The 26,157-nt window shown below is 69.5% G+C and carries 29 protein-coding genes; 13 read left to right on the top strand and 16 right to left on the bottom strand.

The genetic code is table 11. From position 1 onward, the window contains the following. Window positions 1–105: 105 nt before the first annotated feature. The 7 genes from DJ476_RS22400 to DJ476_RS22435 all read right to left on the bottom strand — a co-directional run bounded on the left by DJ476_RS22400 (window position 106) and on the right by DJ476_RS22435 (window position 4,842). Entirely contained in the window at window positions 106–438 is a 333-nt protein-coding gene (locus tag DJ476_RS22400) for a hypothetical protein (RefSeq protein WP_318294767.1), read from the bottom strand. Between the two features lie 461 nt (window positions 439–899). Then, a complete protein-coding gene (locus DJ476_RS22405; RefSeq protein WP_103418896.1) occupies window positions 900–1,688 on the bottom strand; it encodes a MerR family transcriptional regulator in 789 nt (262 codons plus the stop codon). 402 nt (window positions 1,689–2,090) lie between these two features. Further along, complete coding sequence (locus tag DJ476_RS22415) at window positions 2,091–3,014, bottom strand: endonuclease/exonuclease/phosphatase family protein (protein WP_112491372.1); 924 nt, start codon at window positions 3,012–3,014, stop codon at window positions 2,091–2,093. A 184-nt stretch (window positions 3,015–3,198) separates the two neighbouring features. Next, window positions 3,199–3,612 (bottom strand): peptidoglycan-binding domain-containing protein, encoded by a 414-nt coding sequence (locus DJ476_RS22420; protein ID WP_112491373.1) that lies wholly within the window; start codon window positions 3,610–3,612, stop codon window positions 3,199–3,201. After that, window positions 3,609–3,968: a hypothetical protein gene (locus DJ476_RS22425; protein ID WP_112491374.1), complete on the bottom strand. Its 360-nt coding sequence runs from the start codon at window positions 3,966–3,968 to the stop codon at window positions 3,609–3,611. The genes DJ476_RS22420 and DJ476_RS22425 overlap by 4 nt, the downstream gene beginning before the upstream one ends. 2 nt (window positions 3,969–3,970) lie before the next feature. Further along, on the bottom strand, window positions 3,971–4,399 hold the full coding sequence (locus tag DJ476_RS22430; RefSeq protein WP_103418192.1) for a peptidoglycan-binding domain-containing protein: 429 nt from the start codon (window positions 4,397–4,399) through the stop codon (window positions 3,971–3,973). A gap of 74 nt (window positions 4,400–4,473) precedes the next feature. Continuing rightward, window positions 4,474–4,842, bottom strand: a complete 369-nt coding sequence (locus DJ476_RS22435) for a hypothetical protein (RefSeq protein WP_112491375.1) — start codon at window positions 4,840–4,842, stop codon at window positions 4,474–4,476. Window positions 4,843–5,365: 523 nt separating this feature from the next. Here DJ476_RS22435 and DJ476_RS22440 point away from each other — a divergent pair. From DJ476_RS22440 to DJ476_RS22465, 6 genes are all read left to right on the top strand, one after another. Next, window positions 5,366–6,127, top strand: coding sequence for a response regulator transcription factor (locus DJ476_RS22440; protein WP_112491376.1), 762 nt, complete (start codon window positions 5,366–5,368; stop codon window positions 6,125–6,127). 73 nt (window positions 6,128–6,200) lie between these two features. Beyond that, the gene (wecB, locus tag DJ476_RS22445; RefSeq protein ID WP_167480398.1) at window positions 6,201–7,391 is read left to right on the top strand and encodes a non-hydrolyzing UDP-N-acetylglucosamine 2-epimerase; all 1,191 of its coding nucleotides are present in this window, start codon (window positions 6,201–6,203) and stop codon (window positions 7,389–7,391) included. Between the two features lie 156 nt (window positions 7,392–7,547). Then, entirely contained in the window at window positions 7,548–8,894 is a 1,347-nt protein-coding gene (locus DJ476_RS22450; RefSeq protein WP_112491378.1) for a glycosyltransferase family 2 protein, read from the top strand. A 229-nt stretch (window positions 8,895–9,123) separates the two neighbouring features. Continuing rightward, window positions 9,124–9,579, top strand: a complete 456-nt coding sequence (locus tag DJ476_RS22455; RefSeq protein ID WP_112491379.1) for a hypothetical protein — start codon at window positions 9,124–9,126, stop codon at window positions 9,577–9,579. Between the two features lie 8 nt (window positions 9,580–9,587). Then, entirely contained in the window at window positions 9,588–11,381 is a 1,794-nt protein-coding gene (locus tag DJ476_RS22460; RefSeq protein WP_112492589.1) for an alpha/beta hydrolase, read from the top strand. 58 nt (window positions 11,382–11,439) lie between these two features. Then, window positions 11,440–11,919: a hypothetical protein gene (locus DJ476_RS22465; RefSeq protein ID WP_162638768.1), complete on the top strand. Its 480-nt coding sequence runs from the start codon at window positions 11,440–11,442 to the stop codon at window positions 11,917–11,919. A 146-nt stretch (window positions 11,920–12,065) separates the two neighbouring features. Here the strand turns inward: DJ476_RS22465 and DJ476_RS22470 are convergent, their stop codons facing one another. From DJ476_RS22470 to DJ476_RS22480, 3 genes are all read right to left on the bottom strand, one after another. Next, window positions 12,066–12,254, bottom strand: a complete 189-nt coding sequence (locus tag DJ476_RS22470) for a DUF397 domain-containing protein (protein WP_103418199.1) — start codon at window positions 12,252–12,254, stop codon at window positions 12,066–12,068. Then, window positions 12,254–13,099 carry a helix-turn-helix domain-containing protein gene (locus DJ476_RS22475; protein WP_103418200.1) on the bottom strand — a complete coding sequence of 282 codons (846 nt, stop codon included), beginning with the start codon at window positions 13,097–13,099 and terminating at the stop codon, window positions 12,254–12,256. The genes DJ476_RS22470 and DJ476_RS22475 overlap by 1 nt, the downstream gene beginning before the upstream one ends. 348 nt (window positions 13,100–13,447) lie before the next feature. Further along, window positions 13,448–14,188: an HNH endonuclease gene (locus tag DJ476_RS22480; RefSeq protein WP_103418201.1), complete on the bottom strand. Its 741-nt coding sequence runs from the start codon at window positions 14,186–14,188 to the stop codon at window positions 13,448–13,450. Window positions 14,189–14,349: 161 nt separating this feature from the next. Between DJ476_RS22480 and DJ476_RS22485 the strand changes: the two genes are divergently transcribed. Then, window positions 14,350–15,561, top strand: a complete 1,212-nt coding sequence (locus tag DJ476_RS22485; protein WP_103418202.1) for a DNA cytosine methyltransferase — start codon at window positions 14,350–14,352, stop codon at window positions 15,559–15,561. On the opposite strand, the gene DJ476_RS22490 is transcribed toward DJ476_RS22485, so the two are convergent. The 3 genes from DJ476_RS22490 to DJ476_RS22500 form a co-directional block, all read right to left on the bottom strand. Then, window positions 15,496–15,951: a very short patch repair endonuclease gene (locus DJ476_RS22490; RefSeq protein ID WP_103418203.1), complete on the bottom strand. Its 456-nt coding sequence runs from the start codon at window positions 15,949–15,951 to the stop codon at window positions 15,496–15,498. The two genes, DJ476_RS22485 and DJ476_RS22490, sit on opposite strands and share 66 nt — an antisense overlap. Before the next feature lie 193 nt (window positions 15,952–16,144). After that, window positions 16,145–17,200, bottom strand: coding sequence for a NaeI family type II restriction endonuclease (locus DJ476_RS22495; protein ID WP_112491381.1), 1,056 nt, complete (start codon window positions 17,198–17,200; stop codon window positions 16,145–16,147). 193 nt (window positions 17,201–17,393) lie between these two features. After that, entirely contained in the window at window positions 17,394–18,401 is a 1,008-nt protein-coding gene (locus DJ476_RS22500; RefSeq protein ID WP_112491382.1) for an SEC-C metal-binding domain-containing protein, read from the bottom strand. A gap of 256 nt (window positions 18,402–18,657) precedes the next feature. On the opposite strand from DJ476_RS22500, the gene DJ476_RS22505 reads away from it, so the two are divergent. The 4 genes from DJ476_RS22505 to DJ476_RS22520 all read left to right on the top strand — a co-directional run bounded on the left by DJ476_RS22505 (window position 18,658) and on the right by DJ476_RS22520 (window position 21,859). Beyond that, window positions 18,658–19,419: a class E sortase gene (locus DJ476_RS22505; protein ID WP_112491383.1), complete on the top strand. Its 762-nt coding sequence runs from the start codon at window positions 18,658–18,660 to the stop codon at window positions 19,417–19,419. Between the two features lie 90 nt (window positions 19,420–19,509). Beyond that, entirely contained in the window at window positions 19,510–19,848 is a 339-nt protein-coding gene (locus DJ476_RS22510) for a DUF6412 domain-containing protein (RefSeq protein WP_103418207.1), read from the top strand. A 225-nt stretch (window positions 19,849–20,073) separates the two neighbouring features. Then, window positions 20,074–20,862, top strand: coding sequence for a YidC/Oxa1 family membrane protein insertase (locus tag DJ476_RS22515; RefSeq protein WP_112491384.1), 789 nt, complete (start codon window positions 20,074–20,076; stop codon window positions 20,860–20,862). Between the two features lie 136 nt (window positions 20,863–20,998). Beyond that, a complete protein-coding gene (locus DJ476_RS22520) occupies window positions 20,999–21,859 on the top strand; it encodes a fumarylacetoacetate hydrolase family protein (RefSeq protein ID WP_019765459.1) in 861 nt (286 codons plus the stop codon). A 62-nt stretch (window positions 21,860–21,921) separates the two neighbouring features. Here DJ476_RS22520 and DJ476_RS22525 read toward each other — a convergent pair whose 3' ends face one another. Continuing rightward, the gene (locus DJ476_RS22525; protein WP_112491385.1) at window positions 21,922–22,404 is read right to left on the bottom strand and encodes a heme-degrading domain-containing protein; all 483 of its coding nucleotides are present in this window, start codon (window positions 22,402–22,404) and stop codon (window positions 21,922–21,924) included. Next, window positions 22,401–23,564, bottom strand: a complete 1,164-nt coding sequence (locus DJ476_RS22530; protein ID WP_112491386.1) for a Gfo/Idh/MocA family oxidoreductase — start codon at window positions 23,562–23,564, stop codon at window positions 22,401–22,403. The genes DJ476_RS22525 and DJ476_RS22530 overlap by 4 nt, the downstream gene beginning before the upstream one ends. Window positions 23,565–23,637: 73 nt before the next feature. Here DJ476_RS22530 and DJ476_RS22535 point away from each other — a divergent pair, with 73 nt between their 5' ends. Further along, the gene (locus tag DJ476_RS22535; RefSeq protein WP_112491387.1) at window positions 23,638–24,747 is read left to right on the top strand and encodes an ROK family transcriptional regulator; all 1,110 of its coding nucleotides are present in this window, start codon (window positions 23,638–23,640) and stop codon (window positions 24,745–24,747) included. A 135-nt stretch (window positions 24,748–24,882) separates the two neighbouring features. Here DJ476_RS22535 and DJ476_RS22540 read toward each other — a convergent pair whose 3' ends face one another. Continuing rightward, on the bottom strand, window positions 24,883–25,308 hold the full coding sequence (locus DJ476_RS22540; RefSeq protein ID WP_112491388.1) for a hypothetical protein: 426 nt from the start codon (window positions 25,306–25,308) through the stop codon (window positions 24,883–24,885). A gap of 46 nt (window positions 25,309–25,354) precedes the next feature. Here DJ476_RS22540 and DJ476_RS22545 point away from each other — a divergent pair, with 46 nt between their 5' ends. Further along, entirely contained in the window at window positions 25,355–25,987 is a 633-nt protein-coding gene (locus DJ476_RS22545) for a TetR/AcrR family transcriptional regulator (RefSeq protein ID WP_103418214.1), read from the top strand. Window positions 25,988–26,157 lie beyond the last annotated feature (170 nt).

Raw genomic sequence — 26,157 nt, forward strand, 5'->3', positions numbered from 1 at the left:
CGAGGCTGGCGTGCCCCCCCTGGACGCGGCTCGCCCCCGACCCGGTTCGGGGGCGGGGCGAGGCTGGGGCGGAGCCGGTCCGGTCGGTCCCGCCCGGGCCGGACGTCAGGCCTTGGTGGAGTACCAGCTGGTGCAGCCGTGGTTCGTGCTGCCCTTCTTGACGCAGGCGCGGAACTTGATCTTGGTGCCTTCCTTGAGGTTCTTCGTCTTCTTGGCCTCGGAAGGCGCCGTCTTGCCCTTGGTGTTGATGTCGATGACGGTCTTGCCGGTCGAGACCTGCTTGACCGGTCCCACGATGTAGTAACCGTCGCTCTTCTTGTCCCAGACGTAGAGGGAGTCGCCGGTCCAGGAACCCAGGAGTGGATCGGCGGACCACCTGATCGCGCCGATGTTGCTCCGGTCGTGGTGCAGCTGGAAGCCGCGGGTTCCGCTGTCCATGATCTCCTTCTTGTAGCTGGTCTTCTCCCAGGTGAGCTTTGAGCTGCCTGCGCGGCGGGCGCGGTCAGGATGGAGCTGGACAGGGCGAGGCCGATGACGGCGGCAACAGTGGCCGCACGGCGGCGGGCGTTCGAACGCGGCATGCGTTTTCTCCTCCATGGGTGGCGCTTCCACCGGGCGGGTGTCCCCCGTTGCGCCGATGGTGCGGTCGTGTGACCAGGAGGCTAGTGGCGGATTTTCGTCCCATTGCCAGGCTTGGGGCGTCTCAGGGCAGAAAAGCTTTTTACCTGCGTAAATGTGACGGAGGGTGGGACATTTCCGGGACGTGGGACGGTGATGCGGGGGCCGGGATTGGCCGGAAGAGGGCGGCGAGCGAGGGTCTGCAGCCCCTCGTCTCACCTCACCTTCGCCTCGCCTTGCCTCAACCCACTCGGCCTCGGCTTGGCTTGGGGCAGGTCAGCTCAGCTCAGCAGGGTGTCGGCGTAGACGACCATCGCGTCCCGCTGGTACGCGGCCAGCCCCTCCGCGATCCGGTCGAAGTTCTCCCGGAACCGGGGGTCGTCGACGTAGGTCTGGCCCAGCCCCTTGTACGCCGCCGCGTTCGGGGTCCAGAACCGGCGGATGCTCGCGTAGTGGATGTCCAGCTCGGCCTGCACGGCCGGGTGGTCCACCGGCTTGCCGGCCGCCATGAACTCCGCGAAGCGGATCATCTGGGCCGTCGTCTCGCGCTGCCACCCCTCCATCTCCTCGTCGGTCATCGCCGCCCTCGCCTCGCGGGACTCCTCCCACGCCTCGGGCCACCGCTCCCGTACCTCGGCGTCGAGGGCCGTCCCGGTCTCGGCCAGAGCCTCCTTCGACCCCTCGAACCCCGCGAACAGGTTCTCCGGCCTGTTGATCTTCACCATGCTGTCGTTCTCCCTGTCTTCCTCCAGTGCGGCGATGGTCCGCCCGACCGTCCGGGCGAGCGTCTCCAGCCGGTCCCGCTCCCCGAGGAGCCGCCGCTGGTGCTCGCGCAGGACGGCTACCCGGTCGACCTGGCTGTCGAGCACGGCCCGGATCTCGCGCAGCCCGAGGCCCAGTTCCCGCATCAGCAGGATCTGCTGCAGCCGCAGCAGTTCCGCCTCCCCGTACAGGCGGTGCCCGTTGCCCGCGATCCCCGCGGGCGGCAGCAGCCCGATCTGGTCGTAGTGGCGCAGCGTCCGCGAGGTCACCCCGGACATGCGGCACACGTCCGCGATCGACCAGGACATGCGCGGTGCCTCCCATCGCCGGGCCGGTCTCTCCGGCCCTGGGAACGACCGTAGGAGTTGACGCAGCGGCAACCGCAAGTCCGAACGGTGGGGGCGAGGCGAAGGGGACGTGTACGGATCCCCGCCGGCGCTTCGTGGCGGTGACGGTGAGGGTGGTGGTCGCTCTGCGGGGCCGGATGGCCTGAGGGCGGGGAAGAGGAGGGAGGGCTCGAGGGGGATCGAGAGGCTCTAGGGCCTGTCGTCAAACTGCCGCCTGCCGTGCGACGTCCGGCACGCACGCTCGCGGCGTTGCCGAGATGCCCTGGTAGCTCCGCTACAAGACCATCCCGGCGCCTTGCGATCGCACGCACCGGACGCCGCACGGCCGCCCTCCGGGCGACGACGGCAGTTTGACGACAGGCCCTAGGGGCTCGTGGCATCCAAGGTGACGCGGGCGGCGACGGGCAGGTGGTCGCTGCCCGTGGCGGGGAGCGTACGGATGTGGCCGACGGTGGCGGAACGGGCCAGGACCTGGTCGATCCGGGCCACCGGAAAGGAGGTGGGGAAACTGAAGGCGAATCCGCGCTCCGCGACGTTCAACTGCGAGGTCAGACCGGCAAGTCCGCGGTCGTCGACGGTGCTGTTGAGATCGCCCATGAGGATCACGGTGCGCACCTTCTCGTCCCGGACGAGGGCCCCCAGCGCCCGGGCGCTCTCGTCCCGCCGGGCCGAGGCGAGACCGCCCGCCCCGATCCGTACGGAGGGCAGATGGGCGACGTACGCCGCGACCTCCCCGTACGGCGTCCGCACCACGGCCCGCAGCCCGCGGCTCCACCCCTCCTCGATGCCCCGCGGTCTGATGTCCGCCAACTGGTCTTCGCTGATCGGGTACTTCGACCACAGCCCGACGGTGCCGTGGACGGCGTGGTGCGGATACCGCACCCCGAGGACGTCCTCGTACGCCGACAGCGCGGGCACCACCAGCTCCTCCAGCGCGATGAGATCGGCCCCGGACGCGGCGAGCGCGCGGGCGGTCCCCTCGGGGTCCGGGTTCTCGTCGCTGACGTTGTGCTGGACGACCACCAACTCCCGGCCACCCGGAGTGGGTTCGGGTGCGGGCAGCAACAGCCCGCCGAACTCCTGCACCCAGATGGCCACCGGCAGGAGCAGGGCCACCAGCGCCACCCCGGACTGCCGCACCAGGGCGGCGACGAGCAGCAGGACGACGACCGCCCCCGTCCATGGGAGGAAGGACTCGACCAGACTTCCCATCCGACCGGGGGAGTTGGGGACGGCGCGGTGGAAGGCCGACACTCCGGCCACGGCGACCGCGAGTGTGGCGATCATGGTGCCCCGCCGGGTCGCCGGGGCGTAGCGGATCGGTCTCGGCCTCGACCTCGGCAACGTAGCTGTCCTCCCACTCGTGGAAGGGCAGGATCGCATGTCTCCGCAGGTGGAAGGCGGCCGGGAGGGCCTGCCGCGCCCGTCGGTGCGGCAGGCCCTCCCGGCGTACCCCCGTGTCAGCGGACGGTCACGGGACGTAGTAGCCGCCCACGCGCAGCGACCGCCAGGTCTGCGGGCCCACGATGCCGTCGGCGGGCAGGCGCGCCGCGGACTGGTACGTGACCACGGCGGCGCGGGTCCGGGGACCCCAGAGGCCGTCCGTGGCACCGGGGTCGACCTTGTGCGTGTACTTCAGGAGGCACTGGATCTCCTTGACCCGCGCCTTGGTGTTGCCCGACTGGCCCGTTCCGACGAGCGCCTTCCACTCCCACGACTGACCGGCGTAGATACCGTAGTTGACGCTGGTCTTGCGGTACGCGGGCTTCGTGCAGGTGTGGTTTGTGGCGGCCGGGGCGGGAGCCGCGGTGACGAACAGCGCCGCGCAGGCGAGGGCGATAACACCCGGCCCCCGTACGGCGGTTGCGGAGGAGAGGCGGGTCATCGGCACTTCGCCTCCGACCTGATCTTGATCCCGTTGGTGACCGGGATGTCGGTGGAGACGCGCGGCGCGATGCAGACGTAGCTGCTGAAGTGCCGGAAGTGCACGACGTCGTCGTAGCGGGTGTTGCGCACGTAGTACGAGTTGTTCTTCACGGGCTGGTAGCCGCTCGTGATGTCCTTGAACTGTGCCACCTTCTCCTTGGTCTGCGCGTTGTAGAGGCAGACGTAGGGGTAGGGGCAGTCCGCGATGCCCTTGGGGGCCGCGGCGACCGGAGCGGCGGAGGCCAGCGTCGCTGCGGCCAGCAGCGGCAGAGCGGCCACGGCCGTGGCCACGCGGGTGAGCGTCTTCATGGTCATCCTCACAGCATGGAAAGGTACGTGCGGCAGGACTGGCCGGAGCTCCAGAGCATCGCGCGCGCGGTCTTCGGACCGTAGACGCCGTCCTGCGCGAGCCCGGCCTTCCGCTGGACGTTGATCACGGCCTGGCGGGTCTTGGGCCCGTAGGAGCCGTCCACGCTGATGGACTGCTTGTTGCAGTCGCGCAGCGACTTCTGGAGGGCCTTCACGGCGACGCCCTGGTTGCCGGAGCCCAGCACGCACTGGTGGTTGTCGCGGCCGGCGGCGGGAATGGCCCCCCGGTCCGTCGTCGTACACGAGGGCAGGGCGGCGGCGGCCGGGGCGGCGCCGAGGACAGGCAGGGCGAGCAGGGCGGTGGCGGCGGCTACCCCGACGGCCAGGGTCCTCGTCCCGCGCCGGGTTCTCCGGGGCGGTGCGGTCGTTGTCTGCATGGGCGGATCTCCTCAGCCGGTGTGTTCCGGGCGGACACCGGTGTGCTCCGGGCGTACGGGGGCGGGGGACGTGCTCAGCACTTGGGCGACGAGGAGATGCGGACGCCCGTGATGGACTTGGCCGGGTAGCGCGAGAGGTTGAGCTGCTTCTTGGGCGGGGCACACACGACGAGACCGTCGCTGTAGCGGACGTAGACCACGTCGTCGTTGCGGCTGTTGTAGATGCTCGTCGCCGAGCTGCTCCTGCCGACGGACTGGTAGCCGGAGGTGACGTCCTTGTACTGCCCCGTCTTGCTGTTGCCCTGGTAGAAGCAGACGTAGGGGTACGGGCAGTCGTTCGGAGCCGCCTGGGCGGGCGCCGTACCGGCCACGCCCAGCCCGGCGGTGAGGGCCAGGACTCCGGCGGCACCCGTGAGGCGCTGCTTCAGCTTCGAACCCGTCATGGGGATTGCTCCTTCGATCAAGGGAAGTACCCGCCCCGGGACATGCGCTCCCGCCGCCGCGCACCGGAAACGGGCAGCGCGGCGCAGGCGGAAGCAGAAGGGGGGCGGGGTGGTGCCGGGAGGTTTCCTGGCGGCGTCGACGAGTCTGCTGCACCGGTCGCGTACCGGTCGACGGATCCCGGGCCGGGAGGGACGTCCCGGCCCGGGAAACGGCTGTGACCAGCGCAGAGAGACGGAAAGTCGGGACGGTGGGACCGGGCGGAACCGTGCGGGACCGGCGAGTTCCCGCCCGGGACGGGGGACGTCCGTCCCGGGGGACGTATCTCCCCCTGTCCCGGGGACGTATCCCTAGCCCCGGGGGGCGCGCCCCGGCCGCCCCCCGACCGCCCCGCCCCTCCGACCGCCCCGCCCGGACGCCACTGCGGCCGAGGGGCGTTGCTGGTTGACTGGGGAGGAGGCAGGCGGGTCATGGGCCGCGTACGGGCCGGGCCCCTCCGAGGACGGCCGAGCGTGGCGGTGCACGATGCCCAAGCTTCTGATCGTGGAGGACGACCCCGCTTCCGTACTGGCGCTGCGGGAACTCCTCACGCGCGGCGGGTACCGGGTGGTGACGGCCGCCGACGGCCGTGAGGCGCTGCGGCTGATGTTCGCGGAACGGCCCGACCTGATGCTGCTGGACCTGCTGGTGCCCGAGCTGGACGGCTGGCGGGTCCTGACCCGCGCCCGCGACCTGAGCGATCTGCCGGTCCTGGTCGTCTCCGGCCTGGACGACGTCGACCACCGGGTGAAGGCCCTGCGGGCGGGGGCCGACGACTATCTGGTGAAGCCCTTCCACCCCGAGGAGCTGCTGGCGCGCGTCGAGGCGCTGCTGCGCCGGGCCGGGCACCGGAAGTGGGCCGGTGAGCGGGTCGGGGAGCATTTGCGGCTGGTGCCCGAGCGGCGGGCGGCGGTCTGGTACGGGGGTGAGGCGCGGCTCAGCGAGATCGAGTACCGGCTGCTCCAGCTCCTCGTACGCAACCGCGGCCGGGTCGTCACGGCGCAGCAGCTCCTCATCCGGGTGTGGGAGGACGGGACGGCCATCGGCGGCGACCGCGTCAAGTTCGGGGTCCTGCGGCTGCGCCGGAAGCTGCGCGAGGCGGCCGGGCCGGACGCACCGGACCCGATCGAGGCCGTACGGGGCGCGGGGTACCGTTTCGTCACCGCAGAAGAAATCGACCGGAAACGGGACGAAGATCCCGCCGGGCAGAGGCGGAATACCCAGGAAAAACGTCCTGAAGCGGGCTGAACCGAGCGGGAGCAACCGTCGGGCAACCGAGACGCAACGGATCCGGCAACCGTGTTCCATGAAGCTCAGCTACATGAACGCTCAACCGGACAGCCGTGTCGCCGTCGTCCTCGGAACCCGCCCCGAGCTGGTCAAGCTCGCCGAACCCATCCGGCTGCTCGGCCCGGCCGCCCGGGTCATCCACACCGGCCAGCACTACGACGACACGCTCTCCGGCAACTTCCTGGACGAGCTGGGGCTGCCCGAGCCGGAGTATCTGACCGGCGTCGGCGGGCAGCCCCGGGCCGTCCAGGTGGCCGCTGCCCTCACCGCCCTGGACGAACGGTTCGCCACCGAGCGACCGGGCGCCGTGATCGTGCAGGGGGACACCAACGCGGCCCTCTCCGGCGCGCTCGCCGCGAACGCCCGCTCGATCCCGCTCATCCACGTCGAGGCGGGGCTGCGCAGCCACGACCGCGCGATGCCCGAGGAGCACAACCGGGTGGTCATCGACCGGCTGGCGGACGTCCTGTGCGCGGCGACCCCGGAGAACCGGGCGCTGCTCCTCGCCGAGGGCGTCCCGGACCACCGGATCGAGGTCACCGGCAACACGGTGGTGGAGGCGGTCCACGAGCACCTGCCCCCGCAGGCCGAGCGGACCCGCCTCCTCGACGGCCTGGGCCTGACCCCGGACGCGTACGTCCTGGCCACCGTCCACCGCCCGGAGAACACCGACGACTCCGCCGTCCTGGCCACCGTCCTGCGCGAGCTGGCCGCGCTCGGCCGCACCCTCCCCGTGGTCCTCCCTCTCCACCCGCGCACCCGCACCCGGATCGAGGCCGCCGGCCTGGGCCCGCTCCTGGACGGGATGAGGGTGCTCGCCCCGACGGGCTACGGCACGTTCCTCGCCCTGGCCCGGCACGCCGCGCTCCTGGTCTCGGACTCCGGCGGCATCCAGGAGGAGACCACCGTCCTCGGCCGCCCCCTGGTGGTGGTCCGCCGCTCCACCGAGCGCCCCGAGGCCTTCACCGACTTCGCGGACCTGGTGGAGCCGGGGCCCGCCATCGGCACCGCCGCCCGCAACCGCCTGGCCGAGGGCGCCCAGGGCCTCCGCCGTCTGGCGACCCTGCCCAGCCCGTACGGCGACGGCACCGCCTCCCGCCGCATCGTGGACCTGATCACCCGCCTACCGGCGCCGCCGCACGCTCCCGTTCCCGCCCCTTCCCCTTCCCCTTCCCCTGTCCCGGCCCCGGCCGCCGCTCAGGAGCTGACGACGGCGGCTTGAGGGCGAGGAGGCGTACGCGGGGGAGCACCCCGGGGCGCTCCCTCCACACCACCCCCTCTGGGGCCTTCACCCCTCTCACCGCCGGCTCGCCCCCACACCTCACACCTCCACGTCCCCACCCTCATCCTCACCCCCCTGCCTGCCCTGGAGTCCTAGTTGGCCCCCCACCTCTTCCTCTACGTCTTCCCCTTCCTCCTGCTCGGCGGCTTCCTCGTCTACTGGGCGGGCTCCCGGCACGCGTACGCCAGGCGCCGGCCCGCCGAGCAGGGGGACGCCGCGGCCTGGGACTGGCACTTCTTCGTGCCGTGCCGGGACGAGGAGGCCGTCATCGCGACCACGGTCGACCGGTTGCGGGGCGACTTCCCGGCCTCGTACGTCTGGGTCATCGACGACGCGAGCGATGACCGTACGGGGGAGATCGTCGCGGCCCTCGCGGGGGAGGACGCCCGGATCAGGCTGGTCACACGGCGACGCCCCGAGGCCCGGATCGGGAAGGGCGCGGCGCTGAACGCCGCCTATGAGGCGCTCGACGCGGAGCTGGGGGAGGACGCGGACCGGTCCCGGGTCATCGTCTGCGTGGTGGACGCCGACGGCAGGCTGTCGCCGGACGCCCTGGCGTATGTGAGCGGCCCGGACGGCTTCGGTGACCCGGAGACGGGCGGCGTACAGATCGGCGTACGGATGCGGAACGTGGACGACGAGCGCCCGCGTCCCGACCGCGGCCGGGCCGTCAACGCGTATGCGCGGCTGCTGATCCGGATGCAGGACGCGGAGTTCGCCGTGTCGAACACGGGGATGCAGCTGCTGCGGTGCCGGACCGGTTCGGTCGGCCTCGGCGGCAACGGCCAGTTCACCCGCCTCTCCGCGCTCGACCGGATCGCCGCCGCCGAGCGCCGCCCCTGGAAGCAGGACGCGCTCCTCGAGGACTACGAACTGGGCCTGCACATGCGCCTGGCCGGCTACCGGGTCACCCACATCGCTGACACCTGGGTCACGCAGGAGGCGCTGCCCTACACCCGGCGCTTCCTGACCCAGCGCACCCGCTGGGCCCAGGGCAACATCCAGTGCGTGCGGTACGCGACCCGCATCATCGGCTCCCGCCACTACCGGGCCCGAGGCGTCCTGGAGTCGCTGTACACCTTCGTCCAGCCGCTCGCCCACCTCACGGTCCTCGTCCTGACCGTGGTGCTCCTCTCCGTGCTCGCCACAGGCCTCGCCGCCGGCACCGTCCTGTTCGCCGCCTGGCCCCTGGCCCTGGCGCTCGGCACCCTGTCGATCGTGCCGTTCCTGCTCTGGGGCCCGGTCTACCGCCGGGAGTTCGCCCCGAACCGCTCACGCGCCGCCGGAGTGCTGTGGGGCATCACCCTGTGGCTGTACGCCTACCACCTCTTCATCGTCTCCGCCCGAGGCTCCGTACGCCTCGCCCGCGGCCGAACAGGCTGGGCCAAAACCCGCCGCAACGCGGAGACGGCCGTGGTGGGGCCTACTGCTACGGAGAGTTGAGGGCCGCCGGGCCGGCCTCGACGGCCGAGGCCGGATTCGCGTGCCCGCCCGTCGGGGCGATTACCGCAGCGAGCCCCGGCGATGCCCTGCTCACCCGCGCAGGCCCCGTTCTGGTTTTCGCCCCTCCCGTTTGATTCCGTCCACCGCAGCCGGAGATCATGTCGGCTCGGCCCGTGGCACCGGAAGGCAGTGGCGCGGGCAAAACGGGGAAACGGGGAGAGTCACACGCATGGCATGGGACGAGTGGGAACAGCTCAAAGCTGACGCGGCGGCCGGTGGGTCTGCGCAGATGCAGCTGAACCAGGCCCCATCAGAGGACGGCACCTGGGCGGACTCGGCTTCGGGCGACATGAAGTCGGACAAGAAGGCATGGGTGAAGGCAGGCGAAAGCGTCACCGGCCTGAAGACCGGCGTGGGCAAGGCGTTGGTGAAACTCGCTGACGGGCAGGCAGGGTTGGGTGACACCGGCGGGTGCCGGAGCGCGGTCGCGCAGAAGGAACTCTACGATTCCTGGAAGAAGTACGTCGGTGACGTGAGCGATCGCTGTGCAGCCTTGGGCGGACTATTGCAGCAGGCGGGCCATGATCTGTCGAAGTCCGACCAAGAAGTCAAGGCCGACATCGAGAAGCTCGAGGTGAAATACAAGGACACCGAGGCTGTCGGCGGCCAGGCCAGGGGGAGGTGACCGCGGTCATGGACCTTTCGACGCTGAGAGCCTTCAAGCCCTCGGAGTACGAGGAGGCTGCCGATGGCTACCGCGCCACTGCGGAGACCGCCAGTACGGCCAAGGACGCGATCGACAACCGGATCAGCTCCGGAGTCCGCAACCAGCTGGAGGGCGAGGCTGCGGAGGCCGCCCTGCTGGCGCTCAAGGGTCTGTCGCAAAACTTCCACTATGCGCAGACCGAGTGCGGCCTGGTGAGCACAGCGCTGAACGGTTTCGCATTCGACATGGCAGCGGCCAAGCGGAAGTTGGACGCGGCGATCGAGGACGCCGGGGCCGCCGGCTGCACGGTGAACCCGAACGGATCCGTCTCGTACCCGGCCGGCTCGAAGCCCGGCGCCGAGAAGCCCGCCCAGGGCGGCACGGTGTCGGGGAGCGCCGGAGGCAGCCCGACTTCCGACGCGGTGGAGCGCCAGGCGGTGAACATCCACCCGAACCCGCACTACGGCAGGGCAGTGGCGTACGCCAACCGGATCGCCGACGCCCTGAACGAGGCCACGGAGGCGGACGCGAAGTGGGCGCCCAAGCTGCGCGCGCTGAAGGCCGACGACGACCTGACGGTCTCCGATCGCGACTGGGCGGACGTGCACTCGGACACGGACGGCGTCCGCGCGGCGGGCAAGGACTACCGCGACTCGCTGCCGGAAGTCCCGAAGGGCGCCACTCCGAAGGAGAACGCGTCCTGGTGGAAGGGGCTCAGCCCGGAGGAACAGTCCGCCCACCTCGCTCTGAACGCCGCCTCGGTAGGCGCGTTGGACGGCCTGCCGGCCGAGATCCGTGACGAGGCCAACCGCACGGTACTGGCACAGGCCAAGGCGCAGGTGCAACTGGAGCTCGACAGGATCCCACCCGAGCCGACCCGGTATTCCCCCAACCCCAGCGGTACTTACCCGGCCGTCGTCCAGAACGCGAGCTGGAGCAAGTGGAACGAGAAGTACGGCGAGCGGAAGGAACGTGCCGACAGCTCGATGGCGGGGATGCAGGCGATCGAGGACCGCTTCGACGCAACGGGTGAGAACGGGCTGCCGCCCGCCTACCTCCTGGGTTTCGATACGGAGAAGAACGGCCGTGCGATCGTCGCCAACGGGAACCCCGATACCGCTGACCACACCGCTGTGTATGTTCCTGGTACCACATCGAACCTTGGCGGGATCGGTGGTGACGTGGAACGCATGACCAATCTCTGGCGAGAATCCGATGCGATGGCCGGGGGCAAAGAGGTGTCCACGATCACCTGGCTGGGGTACGACGCTCCGCAGAGCGTGGTCAAGGATGCTCCTTTCCGGCACTATGCCGATGACGGAGCCCCGGCATTCAATAATTTCATGGATGGCCTCGACGTGGCCAACACCACCGATTCCGGAGGCCATCACACGGCGATCGGTCATTCCTACGGCACGACGTTGATCGGTTCCGCGGCCCGCCAGGGCGAGTTGAACGCGGATGACGTGGTGTTCGCGGGGAGTCCCGGGGTGCAGGTCGGTGAGGCATCGCAGATGGACGTGCCCGAGGGCCATGTCTGGAACGAGGAAGCCAAGGGTGACCCGGTGCCCGACCTCGGGCGTTTCGGGCACGGCGGCAGCCAGTGGCGACTCGGTGGAGGCGTTGCCCTCATCCCCAGCGACGAGGTCTTCGGAGCGAACCAGATGACCACGGGAACCTCGGAAGGGCATAGCGAATACTGGGACCGGGACACCGACAGCCTCAGAAACCAGGCGGCGGTCGTGACGGGACAGTACGGAAAGGTGAAACTTGAGGAATAGTACCTTCGGCAGTGTTCTTCTGGGCGTCGTAGTATTCACCGCACTTACAGGATGCAGTATGAATGACCAGGCAGGAACCAGCGTTCCGAAACCGGTGGGAACGCGAAGCGTCGACGACGTCGACGCCGAAACGAAGCAGATTTCCAGCCAGATTCTCGACATCATCGCTGTCAAGGGAGTGATGTCCAAGTCGGGCCCGGGGGTAAGTACATGTGATGGAGGGGAGAGAGGGAAAATGTTCCTCATGAGGCATCCTTGGAGCTTGACCGGCTCCTCGGACGCCGAACTTCAGGAGGCCATGAGCCGCCTGAAGAAAGATCTCCCCAAACATGGCTGGAAGATTGTCGATTACGGACCGAACAGCTCGAAGGCCAAGTCCTTGGAGCTGACTGCGGATCACGTCGAGAGGAAGTTCGCCGTCAAGGTCGAATTCTGGGAGAAGAACAGCGGCGGGGACAGCAACGAACCCACTCTGCTCGTCAACGTGGTATCCGCCTGCTACCAGGTCCCGGAGGGGGAAAAGATCGACCGATACTGACGTCCTCGGAACGCCCAGGCGCTTGGTCTTCGGCATCGGAGTCTGGCTGGTTAGGTCTGGCGCCATCTCCCCGTGCCGGCGGTTCTGCACCGCACGGTGGCTACGAAAAGGGCCGGAGCTGCTTTCGCAGACCAAGGAGTCTGCAGTTAGTGCTGCTCCCCGAAGCTTGCGACGAAATCAGACCAGGCTGCATGACTGACGGATATGTGCGGACCGTGGCGCCTCGTTGAGTCACGTACCCCAACAGCCATAGGCAGCTTGGTGATTTCCACGCACTCTGTGCCACTGCCTCCGCTGAACGAGGACTTGAACCAATGGCCAACGCCGTGATCCATTAAAGCTCCCTGCTCACTTTTTCCAGGAGCGCGGCAGACCGCTCGGTGTCCAGGGCCTGCCCATGCAGGTACTCGAACGCCAACTTATAGCGTGCGATTTCCATCGGCTTCTCCATGAAGAGTCCGCCACCGATGATGTCCACGTAGACCACGTCGAGCCCAGGGGTCGGCCCGCCGAGGATGACGAAGCTTCCGACCGCGGCCGCATGTGCGCCAGCTGAGAACGGGAGCACCTGCACGGTGATGTGCGGCCGCTCCGCCTGCTCGAGGAGATGGCTCAGCTGGTCGCGCATGACGTGGCGGCCACCGACGGCCCGTCGTACGACAGCCTCGTCGATCACGGCCCAGAGGCGCGGTGGCTGCGCTCGCTCCAGGAGTTCCTGGCGCTTCATCCGGATGTCCACCATGTGGCCGATCTCTTGTTCGGTGCACCGCACATCCGAGGCGCGGTGCACCGCCTCGGCGTAGGCGCGGGTCTGCAGGAGGCCCGGCACATACATGCAGGCATAGTGGTCCTCGCTGACGGCCTCGTCCTCCAGCGTCAGCATGAGGTTCATCGATTCAGGAACCGGATCTGCGAGCGAACGCCACCAGCCCTGGATCCGCGCCCCCTTGGCCAGTTCGACGAGTGCTGAGCGTTCCGCGTCCGAGGCCCCGTACTCGCGGCAGAGAGCGTCCACCACAGGCCACTTGACCGTGCCCTCCTTCCGCTCGTAGCGGCTCAGGGTCGCCTTGGAGATTCCAACCAGCGCGCCTGCCTCCTCCAGGGTGAGGCCCTTGCGCTCGCGGAGACGGCGCAAATCCGCTCCGAGCTGGCGTCTGCGGGTGGTGGGTCCGACGGGCATGACGGTGATTCCTTACGTTGATCCTTCAGAGGGTGCACGGCGAGATCGTCGGGGAGCAAGGTGGCGTGCGCTGGGGGCGCGCACTGAGCGGCATGCTCCCGAAGCCTGATAGTGAGAGTTCCAAAATGAGAGTTTCACTGTCAGTCTTCTCTTGGGGGGCCGAGAAAGGCGGCCGAGTGAGTGGCGAGAGTGGTGATCGATGTGGACGGCTGCCGCTTCGTCATGGCAGGTCGTGACGAAGGGCCAAGTGGCCAACGTGGATGCGTAGTTGGGGTCGCGGGCCGGAACGGGTTTGCAGTCTGGCGGAGCACCCCGGTTCGTCTAGTGGCTCTCTGGAGCGGAGGATCCTTACGAGGAAGAAGGGGCGATCTCTGCGCGCAATGCGTCTGGCGTGCGCCACGATTGGCCAGCGCGGCTCTTGTGGCACATCCGGTGGCAGTTGGCACACAGGAAGGCCAAGTCGTCCAGCCTGGTCTCGCTGAGCCCGGTCACATGGAGGGGGAGTCGATGGTGTACCTCGATGTAGCCTCTGCCGAGATCTCCGTAGATGCTGCCGAAGTCAAAATCGCATACCTCGCACTGCAGGGGCTGCCCAAGCTTCTCGGCCCGGGCGATCTTGCGGGCCCGAAGCGCTCTGTTGCGTTCCCTGTACAGCGCCCAGCGGGCAAGGAGGCGGCCTTCGACCGCCGAATTTCCTTCATCGTCCAGCTCGTCCGGATCCTGAGGAATGGTGTAAAGCTCCCCAGTGCTGATTCCCTGGCGCAGCGCAGTCGCCGCGAGAAGCATCTCAGTCGGCCGCGCGATGAAGGCACTGATCACCTCTCTGTCCAGACGGCCTCCCTTGGTAGGCGTGCCTGCGTAGGAGGGATGGTTGGACGCCAGGTCGGAGGTCTTGCGGCTGACGCTTCCGATGGACCGGAACTTCGGGATGGACCGTGCGGCTCCCTCGTGGATGGGCAGGGACCGGAGCAGGTCAGACAGCTCCACCACGCGGGGGTCGCCCTCGCGGAGTTCGTTCCAGGCATTCTCGACCACCAGAGCGCAGGCAAGCAGCAACTCGTCATGGGTCCATGCGGGACTTCGCGGCATGGGCCATATCGTATGAGTGTTCGCTGTCACGTGTGGGGCGGTCGGAGTGTTCTGATGTGTGACGCACACTTGAAGGCGATCGCTTTGTCAGTGGGGTTTGTCACCCTCTGTGATGGCTGGCTGGAACCGGTGTCAGTCGGGCACGTTAGGAAGGAGGGTGCATGACCAGCACTGAGAGGACGTTCACCTCGGTCGAGATCTGCGCCGGGGCGGGCGGGCAGGCGCTAGGGCTCCACGAGGCACTGTTCAAGCACTTGGCGCTCATCGAGATCGACCCCCACGCAGTGGAAACGCTGCGGGCCAACGTGGAGGGCAACGAGGCCTGGGGCGGATGCCTGGTCAAGCAGGCCGATCTGACGAAGCTCGCTCCGAAGGACCTGCGACTGGAACTCGGACTGGAGCCGGGTGACCTGGACCTCCTGGCGGGAGGCGTGCCCTGCCCGCCGTTCTCGGTTGCCGGCAAGCAGCTGGGGCGGGACGACGAGCGTGACCTGTTCCCGAACATGCTCGATCTCGTGGATGAGCTTGAGCCCAAAGCCGTGATGATCGAGAACGTCCGTGGGCTTCTGGAGCCGAGGGAGAAGTTCCAGGGCTACCGCGAGGAACTCCTGGAACGCCTGGAATCCATGGGCTATGAAAAGTGCTACTGGGAGGTTCTGGAGGCCAAGAACTACGGCGTTCCTCAGCTTCGGCCCCGCGCCATCCTGGTAGCACTGAAGTCGGAGTACCTGCCCTTCTTTGCTCAGACCCAGCCGGAGAAGCTTCCCGTGCGTACGGTAAGGGACGCTCTGGAGGCGACGATGGCGAGGCGATTCGCGGAGGTCGACGATCCGCGAGCCGAGGAGACTCTGAAGAAATGGCGGAGAAAGGCGTCCAAGGGCGTCGCCCCCACACTTGTTGGTGGCTCCAAGAAGCATGGAGGGGCTGACCTCGGCCCCACCCGGGCCAAAAAGGCATGGGAGGCACTTGGCGTCTGCGGCCTCGGAGTTGCCAATGACTCTGAAGAGATGAAGAGGCAGGGGAGCCACGAGCGCGACCTCTTTGCTGCAGCAGGGCCAAAGCTAACCGTCGAGCAGGCGGCCATCATCCAGGGGTTCCCTCCTACCTGGAAGTTCAAAGGCAGGAAAACTGCCGCCTACCGGCAGGTGGGAAATGCTTTCCCGCCGCCAGTTGCGCAGGCTGTAGGCGAGCAGATCATCGCAGCGCTGAAGGCAGGGAAGGAAGCTGGTGTCGTCGCCGCGGTACGCAAACCGCGTTCCAGGGCAGCTGCAAGGGACAGTGAGCTTCTGTTCAGGCTGACTGAACTTTCAGCTCCGGCTGTTCCGAAGACGGCTGACCGTAGCGGCGATCGTGAGCGCGCAGTCGTCGGCTGACTCATGTTCCCAGAACCGCAGCACTGTCCAGCCAGCGGCCTGGAGGTGATGGTCGGTGTCCCTGTCACGGCTGATGTTTCGAAGGACCTTCTCCGACCAGTAGCCGGAGTTGGTTTTCGGTGAGACGTAATGCACTGGACAGCCGTGCCAGTAACAGCCGTCAATAAAGACAGCCAATTTCGCTGGGCGGAAGACAATGTCTGCCGTCCGGCGAAGTCCAGGCAGCGGCTTGGCCGCAACCCTGTATCGGAGCCCTTGGGCGTGCAGGAGCCTGCGTACTAGCATTTCTGGCTTAGTGTCGCGGCTCCGGATCGCCTGCATGTTCCGGCGTCGAGCGGCAGACGAAGCCCATGAGTCGTCAGGGGGTTCCCAGGCGCCGTTGCTCGTCATTTTGCAGTAATCCCAGTGGTCCTGGTGATGGCGGAAGATTATTTCGGAATCAAGGCCAAGCGGGCGGTGCTCGCATGGGTCGACCTCTTCGCTATCATACCAACGTGCATCTGCCTCGCCCGTGCACTTCTTGAAGTCTGCGTTGGGTGCGGTAATTGTCTGCAGCAGTCCCGTCATGAAGAATCAGGGCTTTCTACTGAGGTGCCCTCAACTGCTCCTGCGGCGGCAAGGGTAGAACGGCATCGTGGCCTTCAAGGGAGAGTCGGCGCCGCTGAGCGGCTTTCGCGCTGCCTTCCTGGGCTTCGGGCAGCTGTGGAGCGGCTTCCTCTGGGTCACCAGGCTGCGCGACAACCCAGAACTCTCCGTCAATCTCGGCTTGTGGGAGGCCGCTGTGTTCCGGGCGTGCCCGCACGATGCGGTGTGCGACGAACTCTCCCTCGGCTGGTACCGGACCTCCTAGGTCTCTGGCTACGGCCTGGTGGGACTGGTAGTCGCCCAGAATGATGATCCCGTGAGGACGCAGCGCTGGGCGAGCGCGCCCTTTGCTTCCTTCACGCACACGCGCCATGTAATCGACCTGCTGGGCGGCGGTGCGCACCACGCCCCGGCCGATAGGTTTGCCGTGCACTAGACGGAATAGTTCACGAACGCGAGCCTGGCCTTTGTTTTTACCTGGGATCAGAATTTTTGCCCGTGTTGCCTCAGGCAGGTGGAGCAGCACGTTTTCTGGAAGATCGGCATCCTTCCAGAGCCAGGTGATTTTGTTGCGATGCTCCGCCTTGACCGTGAACTTCATGTCGCGGTTGGTTCCGCCATTGAGCCACTCACGCTTGATGCGCAGCAGGCCCGCGCTCCACCGACTCTGGTAGTCATCGGCCCAGACGAGCAGGCATAGATGATCCTCGGCCTCAGGAGGGATCATCCATGATCCGAAGTTCTGTGAGTACTTGCAGTCGACGTCGATTCCCTCGATTCGGTAGTCCGTGTCGACGCCATCTGCGAAATCAAACTCACGCTGAAGGTTGATTTCAACAAGCGTGCCGGCGTGGGTTTTTTCGGTTTTCAAGAGGGTTGACCAGTCGTAGCGTCCGGTGACCTCGCCATTGAGGAGTTGGTCGATCGTGTCCCGGAGTACTCTGGCGAAACGGGTCCCGTGAGGATCGAGACTCATCAAATGCTTCCGCACCACCATCAGTTCTGGGTCATCACAGACGCCAGATACCGGGCCGGGCGGGTCGAAAAGAGTCATGCTGGCATGCTTTCGTAGGAAATGGTGGTGTGAGGGTATGCGTCTGATCAGACTCCGGAAACGCGCTTGCAGTTCCCAGGTGGTGAGTACGTCTCGTCCCGGGGCATGGAGGCCCGATAGGCAGAGCTAGGCGAGATTGTCGTGCACAGTCCGGGGCCCGGAAAACCGGGCCCCGGACTGCCGGCCTCAGCTCTCACCCGCCCCCGTGGCACACCCCGTAGGCCTCTCCGGAGCCGCACCAGCAGGCTGCTGTGCGGGGCGGGGGCCACGGGGTGGCGCGGCCTCGGGCGGCGAGGGTGGTGGCGTATTGGGGGAGGAGGGCGGTGGTGGTGGGGGAGGTGGCTTCGGAGGCGGCGAAGGCCTCGTACGAGGGGACCGTGCCCGTGACGATGCCCAGGTTGGGGGTGCCCGCAGCGTGGAGGTCGCGCAGGGAGGCCTCCAGGCGGGACAGGTGCGTCGCGTGGTCCACGTACTCCTCGGTCAAGTCGGGGTAGGCGGTGAGGAGTTCGCGGAGCTCCTCCTTCGGCCAGTGCAGCACCGCCACCGGGAACGGGCGGGAGAGCGCCGTGCGGTACGTGCCCAGTTCCGCGCGCAGGCGGGTGATCTCCGCCTTCAGCTCCGCCGGGTCCGAGGAGCCCAGCGACCACAGGCGCTTCGGGTCGTGGAGCTCGTCCAGGGGGACCGGGGCCGTGTTCAGTGCGCCGGCCAGTTCGTCCCAGGCGTCGTGGGGGAGGGCGAGGAGGCGGCGTACCCGGTGGCGGCCCGTGAGCAGGGACTGCGTGGCGTACGGGACCTCCTCGCCGGGGGCCAGCAGCAGGGTCAGCGCGGTCGAGAAGAAGTCGTGCGCCGACTCCAGCTCGTCGTGCGCCTCCAGGGTCTCGGCGGCGACCTGCCACGGCGCCGCGTCCGGCGGGCCCGCGGCGCGGATGCCCTCGATGATCGCCCGGGCCTCGGCCTCGTGCCCGTACTCCCAGAGGTTGGCGGCCTTCAGGGCCTTGATCAGGTGCGGGTTCTCGACGGCGGACTCGGGGGCGGCCAGCAGATCGTCGTAGAGCGTGCTCGCGCGGGCGCGGTCACCGGCCAGTTCCAGATGGGCCGCGGCCCGCAGGACCAGGGGCTCCCGGTCCTCCGGATACTGCGCCGCGGTGCGCAGCAGGCGCTCGGCTTCGGTGGTGTGGTCAGCAGGCGTGTCGGGGCGCATGGATCACACGGTACTGCCGGAGCCCGGCCCCCGGGAGAAGAGGCCGCAACCATGACCGGAAGCGGCGACGGAAGCGACGACAGGAGAGAAGTCGGGAGGAAACGGAGAGCGGCCGGGAGAGAAGGAGTGAGTGGAATCGGTTGATACGTATGGAGAGTTCCGGGGGGCGGGGCTATCTTGCCCGCCGTGTGGGAGCGGGATAGGGAGGGGCGCCCCTGTCGTGCCCGACGTGCGGGAGTGGGAGGGAGGCGGTGCTGTGCGGCGGCGACTTCTCGTCCGTGCGCTCTGGGGGTTCGCCGAGGTGGTCGTCAGCCTCGGCGTCGTCCTGCTCCTCCTCGTCGCCCACCAGCTGTGGTGGACCAACCGGCTCGCCCGCGACGACGCCGGGCGGACCGTCCAGGCGCTGGAGAGGGAGTGGAGGGCACCCGCGGCCCCGTTCTCGCCCGGACCCGAACCCGGAGCTGGAGCTGTACCCGGGCCCATACCCATACCCATACCCGGACCTGGATCCGGATCCGGTCCTTCTTCTTCCGCCGCTCCCCGTGGCGAACCCCCCTCCCCCCGCTGGGACCAGGCCTACGCCGTCCTCCGCATCCCCCGCATCGGCCTCACCGCCCCCGTCGCCGAAGGCACCGGCAAAGGCGGCGTCCTCGACCGCGGGTACGTCGGGCACTACACCCGCACCGCCCAGGCCGGGCAGGCCGGGAACTTCGCGCTCGCCGGGCACCGCAACACCCACGGCGAGCCCTTCCGGCGCATCGACCGGCTGCGGCGCGGTGACCGGATCACCGTCGAGACCCGGGACGCCGTCTACACGTACACCGTCGACCAGAGCCTGGCCCGGACCGCGCCCTCCGACAGCGGGGTCATCGCGCCCGTGCCGCGCTCCAACATCACCACCTCCGCCGGGTACAGCGAGCCCGGGTACTACCTCACCCTCACCACCTGCACCCCCGAGTTCAGCTCCCGCTACCGGCTCGTCGTCTGGGGGAAGCTCACCGCCATGCGCCCCCGGTAGCCGACCGGCGTCCATCCCGGGCCGGGGCGATCATCGTGTATAACGAATTCAAGGACGTTGTACGAGTGACGAGTGCGGGAGGAGCCATCCATGCGTGATGTCGAGTCCCTGCGCGGCGCCTTCGCCCGGGTCCTCCGGCCCGTCGGCCTTCTCGTTCTCCTCGTCGCCCAGGTCGTCCTCGCCGAGGGCGGTGGCCTCTCCGCCGCCGTCGCGCTCGCCGCCACCGCCGCGGCCGGCTCCGCGCTCCTCGCCTGCTCCGTCATCAGCGCCCGCTGCGCGCCCCCGGTGCCCCGCACCCGGGTCCGTACGGCGATCAGGGACCGCGAGAAGCGCACCGCCTTCCTGCCCCAACGCGACCCCGACGCCCGCGGGCGCACCAGGCCGCGAGCCCCCGGGTACGGCCTTCCGACGGCCGCCGTCGTCGTTTAGGGCGTTCCTCCCGCACTTCCCGTACCGCCGCATACCGCCCCGGAGCGCCCTTCCGCGCCGGTCGTCCTGCCGCGCACCAAGCGCCGCACGCGCCACACGCACGTCACGCACGTATCCCGTGCACCGCACGCCCCTATCCCGTGCGTCGCACGCACCGCGTGCACCCGTGCGTCCCGCGCGCTGCGTATCTCTTCCGGCACGACGAGACCCCCGGAGGGCTCACCCATGTCCGCCTTCATGTCCGCTTTCGCCAACCTGGTCGGCTCCCTCGCGGAACTGCTCCAGCCGCTGTTCCACGGCGCCTCCACCGCCGCCGCGATCGTCCTCTTCACCGCCCTCGTACGCCTCGCCGTCCACCCCCTCTCCCGGGCCGCCGCGCGCGGGCAGAAGGCCCGGACCCGGCTCCAGCCGCAGATCGCGGAGCTGCGCAAGAAACACGGGAAGAACCCCGAGCGGATGCAGAAGGCGATCATGGAACTCCACGCCGCCGAGAAGGTCTCGCCCCTGTCCGGCTGCCTGCCGAGCCTGCTCCAGATGCCCGCCTTCTTCCTCCTCTACCACCTGTTCTCCAGCGGCTCCATCGGCGGCGAGCCCAACGCGCTCCTCAGCCACGACATCCTCGGCGCCCCGCTCGGCGGGCGCTGGCACGACGCTCTCGCGGCCGACGGGGCCTTCGGGGGGAACGGTCTGGTGTACCTGGGGCTCTTCGCGCTCGTCCTCGCCGTCGCCACCTTCAGCTACCGGCTCACCAGGCGGCAGATGGCCGCCAACCCCATGAACCCCGCCACCGGCCCGGACGGGCAGCCCCTGCCGGGCATGGGCGCGATGGTGAAGATGATGCCGCTGCTCTCGTTCGCCACCCTGATCACCGTCGCCGTCGTCCCGCTCGCCGCCGCCCTGTACGTCGTCACCACCACCGCCTGGAGCGCCGTCGAACGGGCCTGGCTCTACCGGGACGTGTACCGGGACCGGGACACGGCCGCCTCCGGTGGCGCCATGGCCACCGCGGCGTAATTCCGTCGCCCGGTGCGCCGGTCCAGTGTGTGAACGGGGTCTTGCGGAGTGATCCCGGCTCTTGGAGGATCAGACAAGCCCTTCGCCGGCCGCAACCCGCCGGAGGGCCCCACCTCGAACAAGAGGAGTTGGACCGTTGAAGCTGCTTCGAGTCGGTACGGCGGGCGCCGAGCGCCCCGCGCTTCTCGACCGCGACGGGACTCTGCGTGATCTGTCGGGGATCGTCCCCGACATCGACGGCGATCTGCTCGCCGACGCCTCCGCCCTAGCCCGGGTACGGACAGCCGCCGACACCCCCGCCGTGCTGCCCGCCCTCGATCCGGCGGGGCTGCGCATCGGGCCGCCGCTCGGGCGCATCGGCAAGATCGTGTGCATCGGGCTGAACTACCACGACCACGCCGCCGAGACCGGGGCGGCCATCCCGGCGGAGCCGATCCTCTTCTTCAAGGCCCCCGACACCGTCGTCGGGCCCGAGGACACCGTGCTCGTACCGCGCGGCAGCCGCAAGACGGACTGGGAGGTCGAACTCGCCGTCGTCATCGGCCGCACCGCCCGCTACCTGGGCTCCGCCGAGGAGGGCCTCGCCCATGTCGCCGGGTACGCCACCGCCCACGACGTCTCGGAGCGCGAGTTCCAGATCGAGCGCGGCGGCACCTGGGACAAGGGCAAGAACTGCGAGACCTTCAACCCGCTCGGTCCCTGGCTCGTCACCGCCGACGAGGTGGAGGACCCGCAGGCCCTCCCGCTGCGCCTCTGGGTCAACGGCGAGCTGAAGCAGGACGGCACCACCGCCGACCAGATCTTCCCGGTGGGTGAAGTCGTGCGCTATCTCAGCCACTTCATGACGCTGTATCCGGGCGACGTCATCAACACCGGTACGCCCGCCGGGGTCGCCATGGGGCAGCCCGAGCCCAAGCCGTATCTGAAGGCGGGGGACGTGGTGGAGCTGGAGGTGGAGGGGCTCGGCCGGCAGCGGCAGGAGCTCAAGGGGGCGTAGGCCGGAGTGCACGTGGGCCGGGGGCGTGCTGTGCCACGCCCCCGGCCCCGTACGTACGCCCTTCAGCCGGTGCCCAGCGTCGACGCGAACTGCTCCAGCGCCTCCACCACCATCGCGTGGTCCTCCGCCTGCGGCAGCCCCGAGACGGTGACCGTGCCGATCACGCCCGCCCCCTCCACCGCGATCGGGAACGAACCGCCGTGCGCCGCGTACGTGTCCGGGTCCAGGCGGGACGACTCCTCGAACGTCGTGCCCTTCGCCCGGAACCGGGTGCCGACCAGATACGAGCTCTCGCCGTACCGCTCGACCACCTTCCGCTTGCGGTCGATCCAGGCGTCGTTGTCCGCGCTGGAGCCGGGCAGCGCCGCGTGGAACAGTTGCTGCGCCCCGCGCCGGATGTCGATCGCCACCGGGGCGTGCCGCTCCCGGGCCAGCCCCACCAGCAGGCTGCCCAGCGCGAACGCGTCGTCGTAGGAGGAGTGCGGGAGGGTGAGTCGGCGCTCCTGGGCGATCAGCTCGGAGATCGTGGGGGAGGTGGTGGTCATGGGGCGGGCTGCTCCTCGTGGGGGAGGTGTCCGGGCAGGGTCACGGTGACGCCCTCGTGGGCCGAGCGGCGTGCGGCTTCCAGTACGTCCAGGGCGGCGGCCGCCTGGAGCGCGGTGACCGGGTTCTCGCCGGTGCCACGCAGGGCGGCGGTGACGGCGGCGTAGTACGCGGGGTAGGCGCCGGGCAGCGTACGGACCGGGGTGCCGCCTCCGGTCAGCGGGGACTCGCCGGAACCGATGCGGCCCCACAGCGTCTCCACCTCCTCGCCCCACGGCTCACCACCGGTCGCCCCGGGGCGCTTGCCCTCGCGCAGGGCCGCCTCCTGGGGGTCCAGGCCGTACTTCACATAGCCCGCCGTGGAGCCGAGCACGCGAAAGCGCGGGCCGAGCTGGGCCGTGGTGGCGCTGACGTACAGATGCGAGCGGACCCCGTTGGCGTGCGTGATCGCGATGAACGTGTCGTCGTCCGCCGCCGCGCCGGGACGGCGTACGTCGGACTCCGCGTACACCGAGGCCGCCGGGCCGAACAGGACCAGCGCCTGGTCGACGACATGGCTGCCCAGGTCGTACAGCAGTCCGCCGATCTCCTCCGGGTCGCCCGACTCGCGCCAGCCGCCCTTCAGCTGCGGGCGCCAGCGCTCGAAGCGGGACTCGAAGCGCTGCACCTCGCCCAGCTCACCGTCCGCGATCAGCGCGGCGAGGGTACGGAAGTCGTTGTCCCAGCGGCGGTTCTGGAAGACCGAGAGCAGCAGGCCGCGCTCCTCGGCCAGGGCCGCCAGCTCGCGCGCCTCGGCGGCGGTCCCGGCGATCGGCTTGTCCACGACCACCGGCAGGCCCGCCTTGAGCGCGGCCGTCGCGAGGGAGACGTGCGTCTTGTTCGGGGAGGCGATCACGATCAGGTCCAGCTCGTCCGCGCGCTCCCACAGCTCGTCCGGCGAGGCGGCGAACCGGAGGTCCGGACACGCGGCGCGGGCCTCGGCCCGGCGCTCCTCGTTCGCCGTCACGACGGTGTCGAGGGCCAGGCCGTCGGTCGCGGCGATCAGCGGGGCGTGGAAGACGGAACCGGCCAGGCCGTAGCCGACGAGGGCGACGCGGAGGGGAGTGCCACCGGGGCGGGTGTCGCGGAGAGGGGCGCCCGGGAACGGGACGTTGGCAACCATGCGTTCCACTTAAGCAACGCTGTTGCCAAAGTGCAAGCGACCGGCACAATGGTGTGGTGAAGAGGAGCGAACCGTGAACGGGAGCCTGACGAAGGCCCAGGCCGGAGTGGGCCTGCCCGCCGTGCGCCACCACAACGCGGCGCTGGTCCTGGACCTGCTGCGGGAGGCCGGGACGGAGGGCATCAGCCGGCTGGAGCTGGCCGAGCGCACGGGCCTCACCCCGCAGGCCGTCAGCAAGATCACCGCCCGGCTGCGGGCGGAGGGGCTGGCCGTGGGCGCGGGGCTGCGGCCCTCCACGGGTGGCAAGCCGCGTACGGTGCTCCGGCTCGTCCCCGACGCCCAGTTCGCCGTCGGCCTCCATCTGGACCGGGACGGGCTCACCGCCGTCCTGGTCGACCTGGCCGGCCGTTCGGTCGCGGTGACCACGGCACCGCTCGACTTCGGGGCCCCGGCGGAGCGGGTGCTCGGCGCGGCGTCGGACGCCGTACGCGACCTGCGCGCGGCCGAGCCGCACAAGCCGGTGCTGGGGGTGGGCGTCGCCGTGCCGGGGCCGCTCGACCACCGGGACGGCGTACTCCACCGGGTCACCGGCTTCCCGCAGTGGGACGGCTTCCCGCTCCGCGACGCGCTGGCCGGGCGGACCGGGCTGCCGGTCACCGTCGACAAGGACACCAACGCCGCCGCCCTGACCGTCTCCTTGAGCGAGCCGTGCGGTGACTTCGCCTACCTCCACCTCGGTACGGGGCTCGGCGCCGGGCTCGTCCTGGGCGGCGAGGTGCACCGGGGCGCGCGGACGGGGGCGGGCGAGTTCGGCCACCAGACCCTCCAGCTCGACGGGCCCCTGTGCGAGTGCGGCGGACGCGGCTGCATCGAGGCCCTCTGCCTGGCCGCCGAGGCCCGCGGCGACCGGGCGGAGGCGGCCCGGGTCCTGGGCGCGGGCGCGGCGAACCTGGTCGGGCTCCTCGACATCGACCGGGTCGTGCTGGGCGGGCGGACGGTGGCGGCCGACGAGGACGCGTACGTACGGGGCGTCCGCGCCGTGATCGCCGAGCGGGCCGCCCGGGGCGCGGGCGGCGCCCAGGTGACCGTCACGGTCGCGGACGGCGGCGACCGGCCCGTCGCGGAGGGCGCGGCACAGCTCGTGCTCGCGCCGGTGTTCGGGCGGGTGGGGGAGCGAGGGTAGGAGGCTCTTCCCTCCTGCGTGGCCCGGAGCGGGTCAGGTCCCCCCGTCTTGCGTGGCCGGAGGGCGTCGGGTCCCCCGGTCCTGTATGGCCTGGAGGAGGTCAGGTCCCTCCCGTTCTGTGGGGCCCGGAGGGCGTCAGGGGGTGGGTTCCCCTGCCGTGGTGTCCGGCGTCGACGGCTGTACGGGGGTGGCCGGCGGGGCGGCGGACGCGGGGGCGCGCAGCAGCAGTACGGCGAACGCGAGGGAGGCCACCGCCTGGTATCCGGCCCATATCTCGCCCCCGGCCGTGCTGCCCAGCCACGCCACCCCGAGCGCGACGGCGGTCGCCACCGTCCAGCCGATGTCGTAGACGAACATGAGGCGGACGCAGGCGGCCATCGAACGGCGGGGTCCGTAGACGATCTCGACCGTGCCGCTGATCAGGACGGCTGATCCCGTGACGACCATCAGCCAGGCCGGCACCCCGAACAAGGATCCGAACGTCGGGCTGACGGCGAGAGCCGCGCCGAGCAGCACCTTGAACGCGCCGTCGCTGATGGCTCCCGCAAGCTTGGATGGCATGATCCCCTCCTCGTAATCTTGTTATTAGAATAGCCGGATTATGAGAATGACGAGGGCCGAAACCAAGGAACGCAACCGCCGTGCGCTGCTGGACGCCGCCTTCCACGCCGTTGCCCGGGACGGGCACCGCGCCCGGCTCGACGAGATCGCCGAGCGGGCCGGGCTGACGACGGGGGCCGTCTACTCGCTGTTCGGCAGCAAGAGCGGACTGCTCGGCGCCCTGGTCATCGACTACCTCCAGCCGTACTACGAGGAGATCGAGCGGGCGGTACCGGCCGACGCGGATCTGGTGGGGGCGGTCGACGCCTTCGCCCGCCACTACCGGCGAGGTTGCGACGCCGCCGACGCGCGGGCCGGTCAGTCGCTCCAGTTCACCCTGCTGGACCTGGCCCTGCGCGACCCCGAGGTGGGCCCCCGGCTCGCCACGGCGATCCGGGCGGAGGAGGAGCGGCTGGTCGCGCTGTTCACCGGCCGGACGCACGACGGGTCCCTGGTCACCCCGGACCGGGCCCGGCGCCTGGCCACCGCGCTGCGGGCCGTGCTCATCGGCCTCAGCCAGGGCGTCCTGCTGGGCCTCGCCCCGGACGCCGACGAGCAGTACTTCGCCGACACCGCCCGCGCCCTGGTGTCGGGGGCGAGCCTCGCGGGGGGAGGGGCGGAGGGAGCCGGAGAGGCCTGAACGGCCCTTCTCCCTGGCGCTGTTCCCCTGGTGGCCGGTCCTGCTGGCGCTGTTGACCCGGTGGCCGCTTCTCCTGGCGCTGTTCCCCTGGCGGCCGCTTCTCCTCCTGCCGTTGTATTCCTGGCGGCCGTTTCTCCTCCTGTCGCTGTTCCCCCGGTGACCGCCCTCCC

Origin of the sequence: Streptomyces bacillaris (assembly GCF_003268675.1) — a bacterium.
GTDB classification, from domain to species: domain Bacteria; phylum Actinomycetota; class Actinomycetes; order Streptomycetales; family Streptomycetaceae; genus Streptomyces; species Streptomyces bacillaris.

Bases quoted from the DNA above. Each gene is read 5' to 3' on its own strand.
- DJ476_RS22400 (WP_318294767.1), bottom strand. From the start codon at position 438: ATGGACAGCGGAACCCGCGGCTTCCAGCTGCACCACGACCGGAGCAAC.
- DJ476_RS22405 (WP_103418896.1), bottom strand. From the start codon at position 1,688: ATGTCCTGGTCGATCGCGGACGTGTGCCGCATGTCCGGGGTGACCTCG.
- DJ476_RS22415 (WP_112491372.1), bottom strand. From the start codon at position 3,014: ATGATCGCCACACTCGCGGTCGCCGTGGCCGGAGTGTCGGCCTTCCAC.
- DJ476_RS22420 (WP_112491373.1), bottom strand. From the start codon at position 3,612: ATGACCCGCCTCTCCTCCGCAACCGCCGTACGGGGGCCGGGTGTTATC.
- DJ476_RS22425 (WP_112491374.1), bottom strand. From the start codon at position 3,968: ATGACCATGAAGACGCTCACCCGCGTGGCCACGGCCGTGGCCGCTCTG.
- DJ476_RS22430 (WP_103418192.1), bottom strand. From the start codon at position 4,399: ATGCAGACAACGACCGCACCGCCCCGGAGAACCCGGCGCGGGACGAGG.
- DJ476_RS22435 (WP_112491375.1), bottom strand. From the start codon at position 4,842: ATGACGGGTTCGAAGCTGAAGCAGCGCCTCACGGGTGCCGCCGGAGTC.
- DJ476_RS22440 (WP_112491376.1), top strand. From the start codon at position 5,366: ATGCCCAAGCTTCTGATCGTGGAGGACGACCCCGCTTCCGTACTGGCG.
- wecB (WP_167480398.1), top strand. From the start codon at position 6,201: ATGAACGCTCAACCGGACAGCCGTGTCGCCGTCGTCCTCGGAACCCGC.
- DJ476_RS22455 (WP_112491379.1), top strand. From the start codon at position 9,124: ATGGCATGGGACGAGTGGGAACAGCTCAAAGCTGACGCGGCGGCCGGT.
- DJ476_RS22460 (WP_112492589.1), top strand. From the start codon at position 9,588: ATGGACCTTTCGACGCTGAGAGCCTTCAAGCCCTCGGAGTACGAGGAG.
- DJ476_RS22465 (WP_162638768.1), top strand. From the start codon at position 11,440: ATGAATGACCAGGCAGGAACCAGCGTTCCGAAACCGGTGGGAACGCGA.
- DJ476_RS22470 (WP_103418199.1), bottom strand. From the start codon at position 12,254: ATGGATCACGGCGTTGGCCATTGGTTCAAGTCCTCGTTCAGCGGAGGC.
- DJ476_RS22475 (WP_103418200.1), bottom strand. From the start codon at position 13,099: ATGCCCGTCGGACCCACCACCCGCAGACGCCAGCTCGGAGCGGATTTG.
- DJ476_RS22480 (WP_103418201.1), bottom strand. From the start codon at position 14,188: ATGCCGCGAAGTCCCGCATGGACCCATGACGAGTTGCTGCTTGCCTGC.
- DJ476_RS22485 (WP_103418202.1), top strand. From the start codon at position 14,350: ATGACCAGCACTGAGAGGACGTTCACCTCGGTCGAGATCTGCGCCGGG.
- DJ476_RS22490 (WP_103418203.1), bottom strand. From the start codon at position 15,951: ATGACGAGCAACGGCGCCTGGGAACCCCCTGACGACTCATGGGCTTCG.
- DJ476_RS22495 (WP_112491381.1), bottom strand. From the start codon at position 17,200: ATGACTCTTTTCGACCCGCCCGGCCCGGTATCTGGCGTCTGTGATGAC.
- DJ476_RS22500 (WP_112491382.1), bottom strand. From the start codon at position 18,401: ATGCGCCCCGACACGCCTGCTGACCACACCACCGAAGCCGAGCGCCTG.
- DJ476_RS22510 (WP_103418207.1), top strand. From the start codon at position 19,510: ATGCGTGATGTCGAGTCCCTGCGCGGCGCCTTCGCCCGGGTCCTCCGG.
- DJ476_RS22515 (WP_112491384.1), top strand. From the start codon at position 20,074: ATGTCCGCCTTCATGTCCGCTTTCGCCAACCTGGTCGGCTCCCTCGCG.
- DJ476_RS22525 (WP_112491385.1), bottom strand. From the start codon at position 22,404: ATGACCACCACCTCCCCCACGATCTCCGAGCTGATCGCCCAGGAGCGC.
- DJ476_RS22530 (WP_112491386.1), bottom strand. From the start codon at position 23,564: ATGGTTGCCAACGTCCCGTTCCCGGGCGCCCCTCTCCGCGACACCCGC.
- DJ476_RS22540 (WP_112491388.1), bottom strand. From the start codon at position 25,308: ATGCCATCCAAGCTTGCGGGAGCCATCAGCGACGGCGCGTTCAAGGTG.
- DJ476_RS22545 (WP_103418214.1), top strand. From the start codon at position 25,355: ATGACGAGGGCCGAAACCAAGGAACGCAACCGCCGTGCGCTGCTGGAC.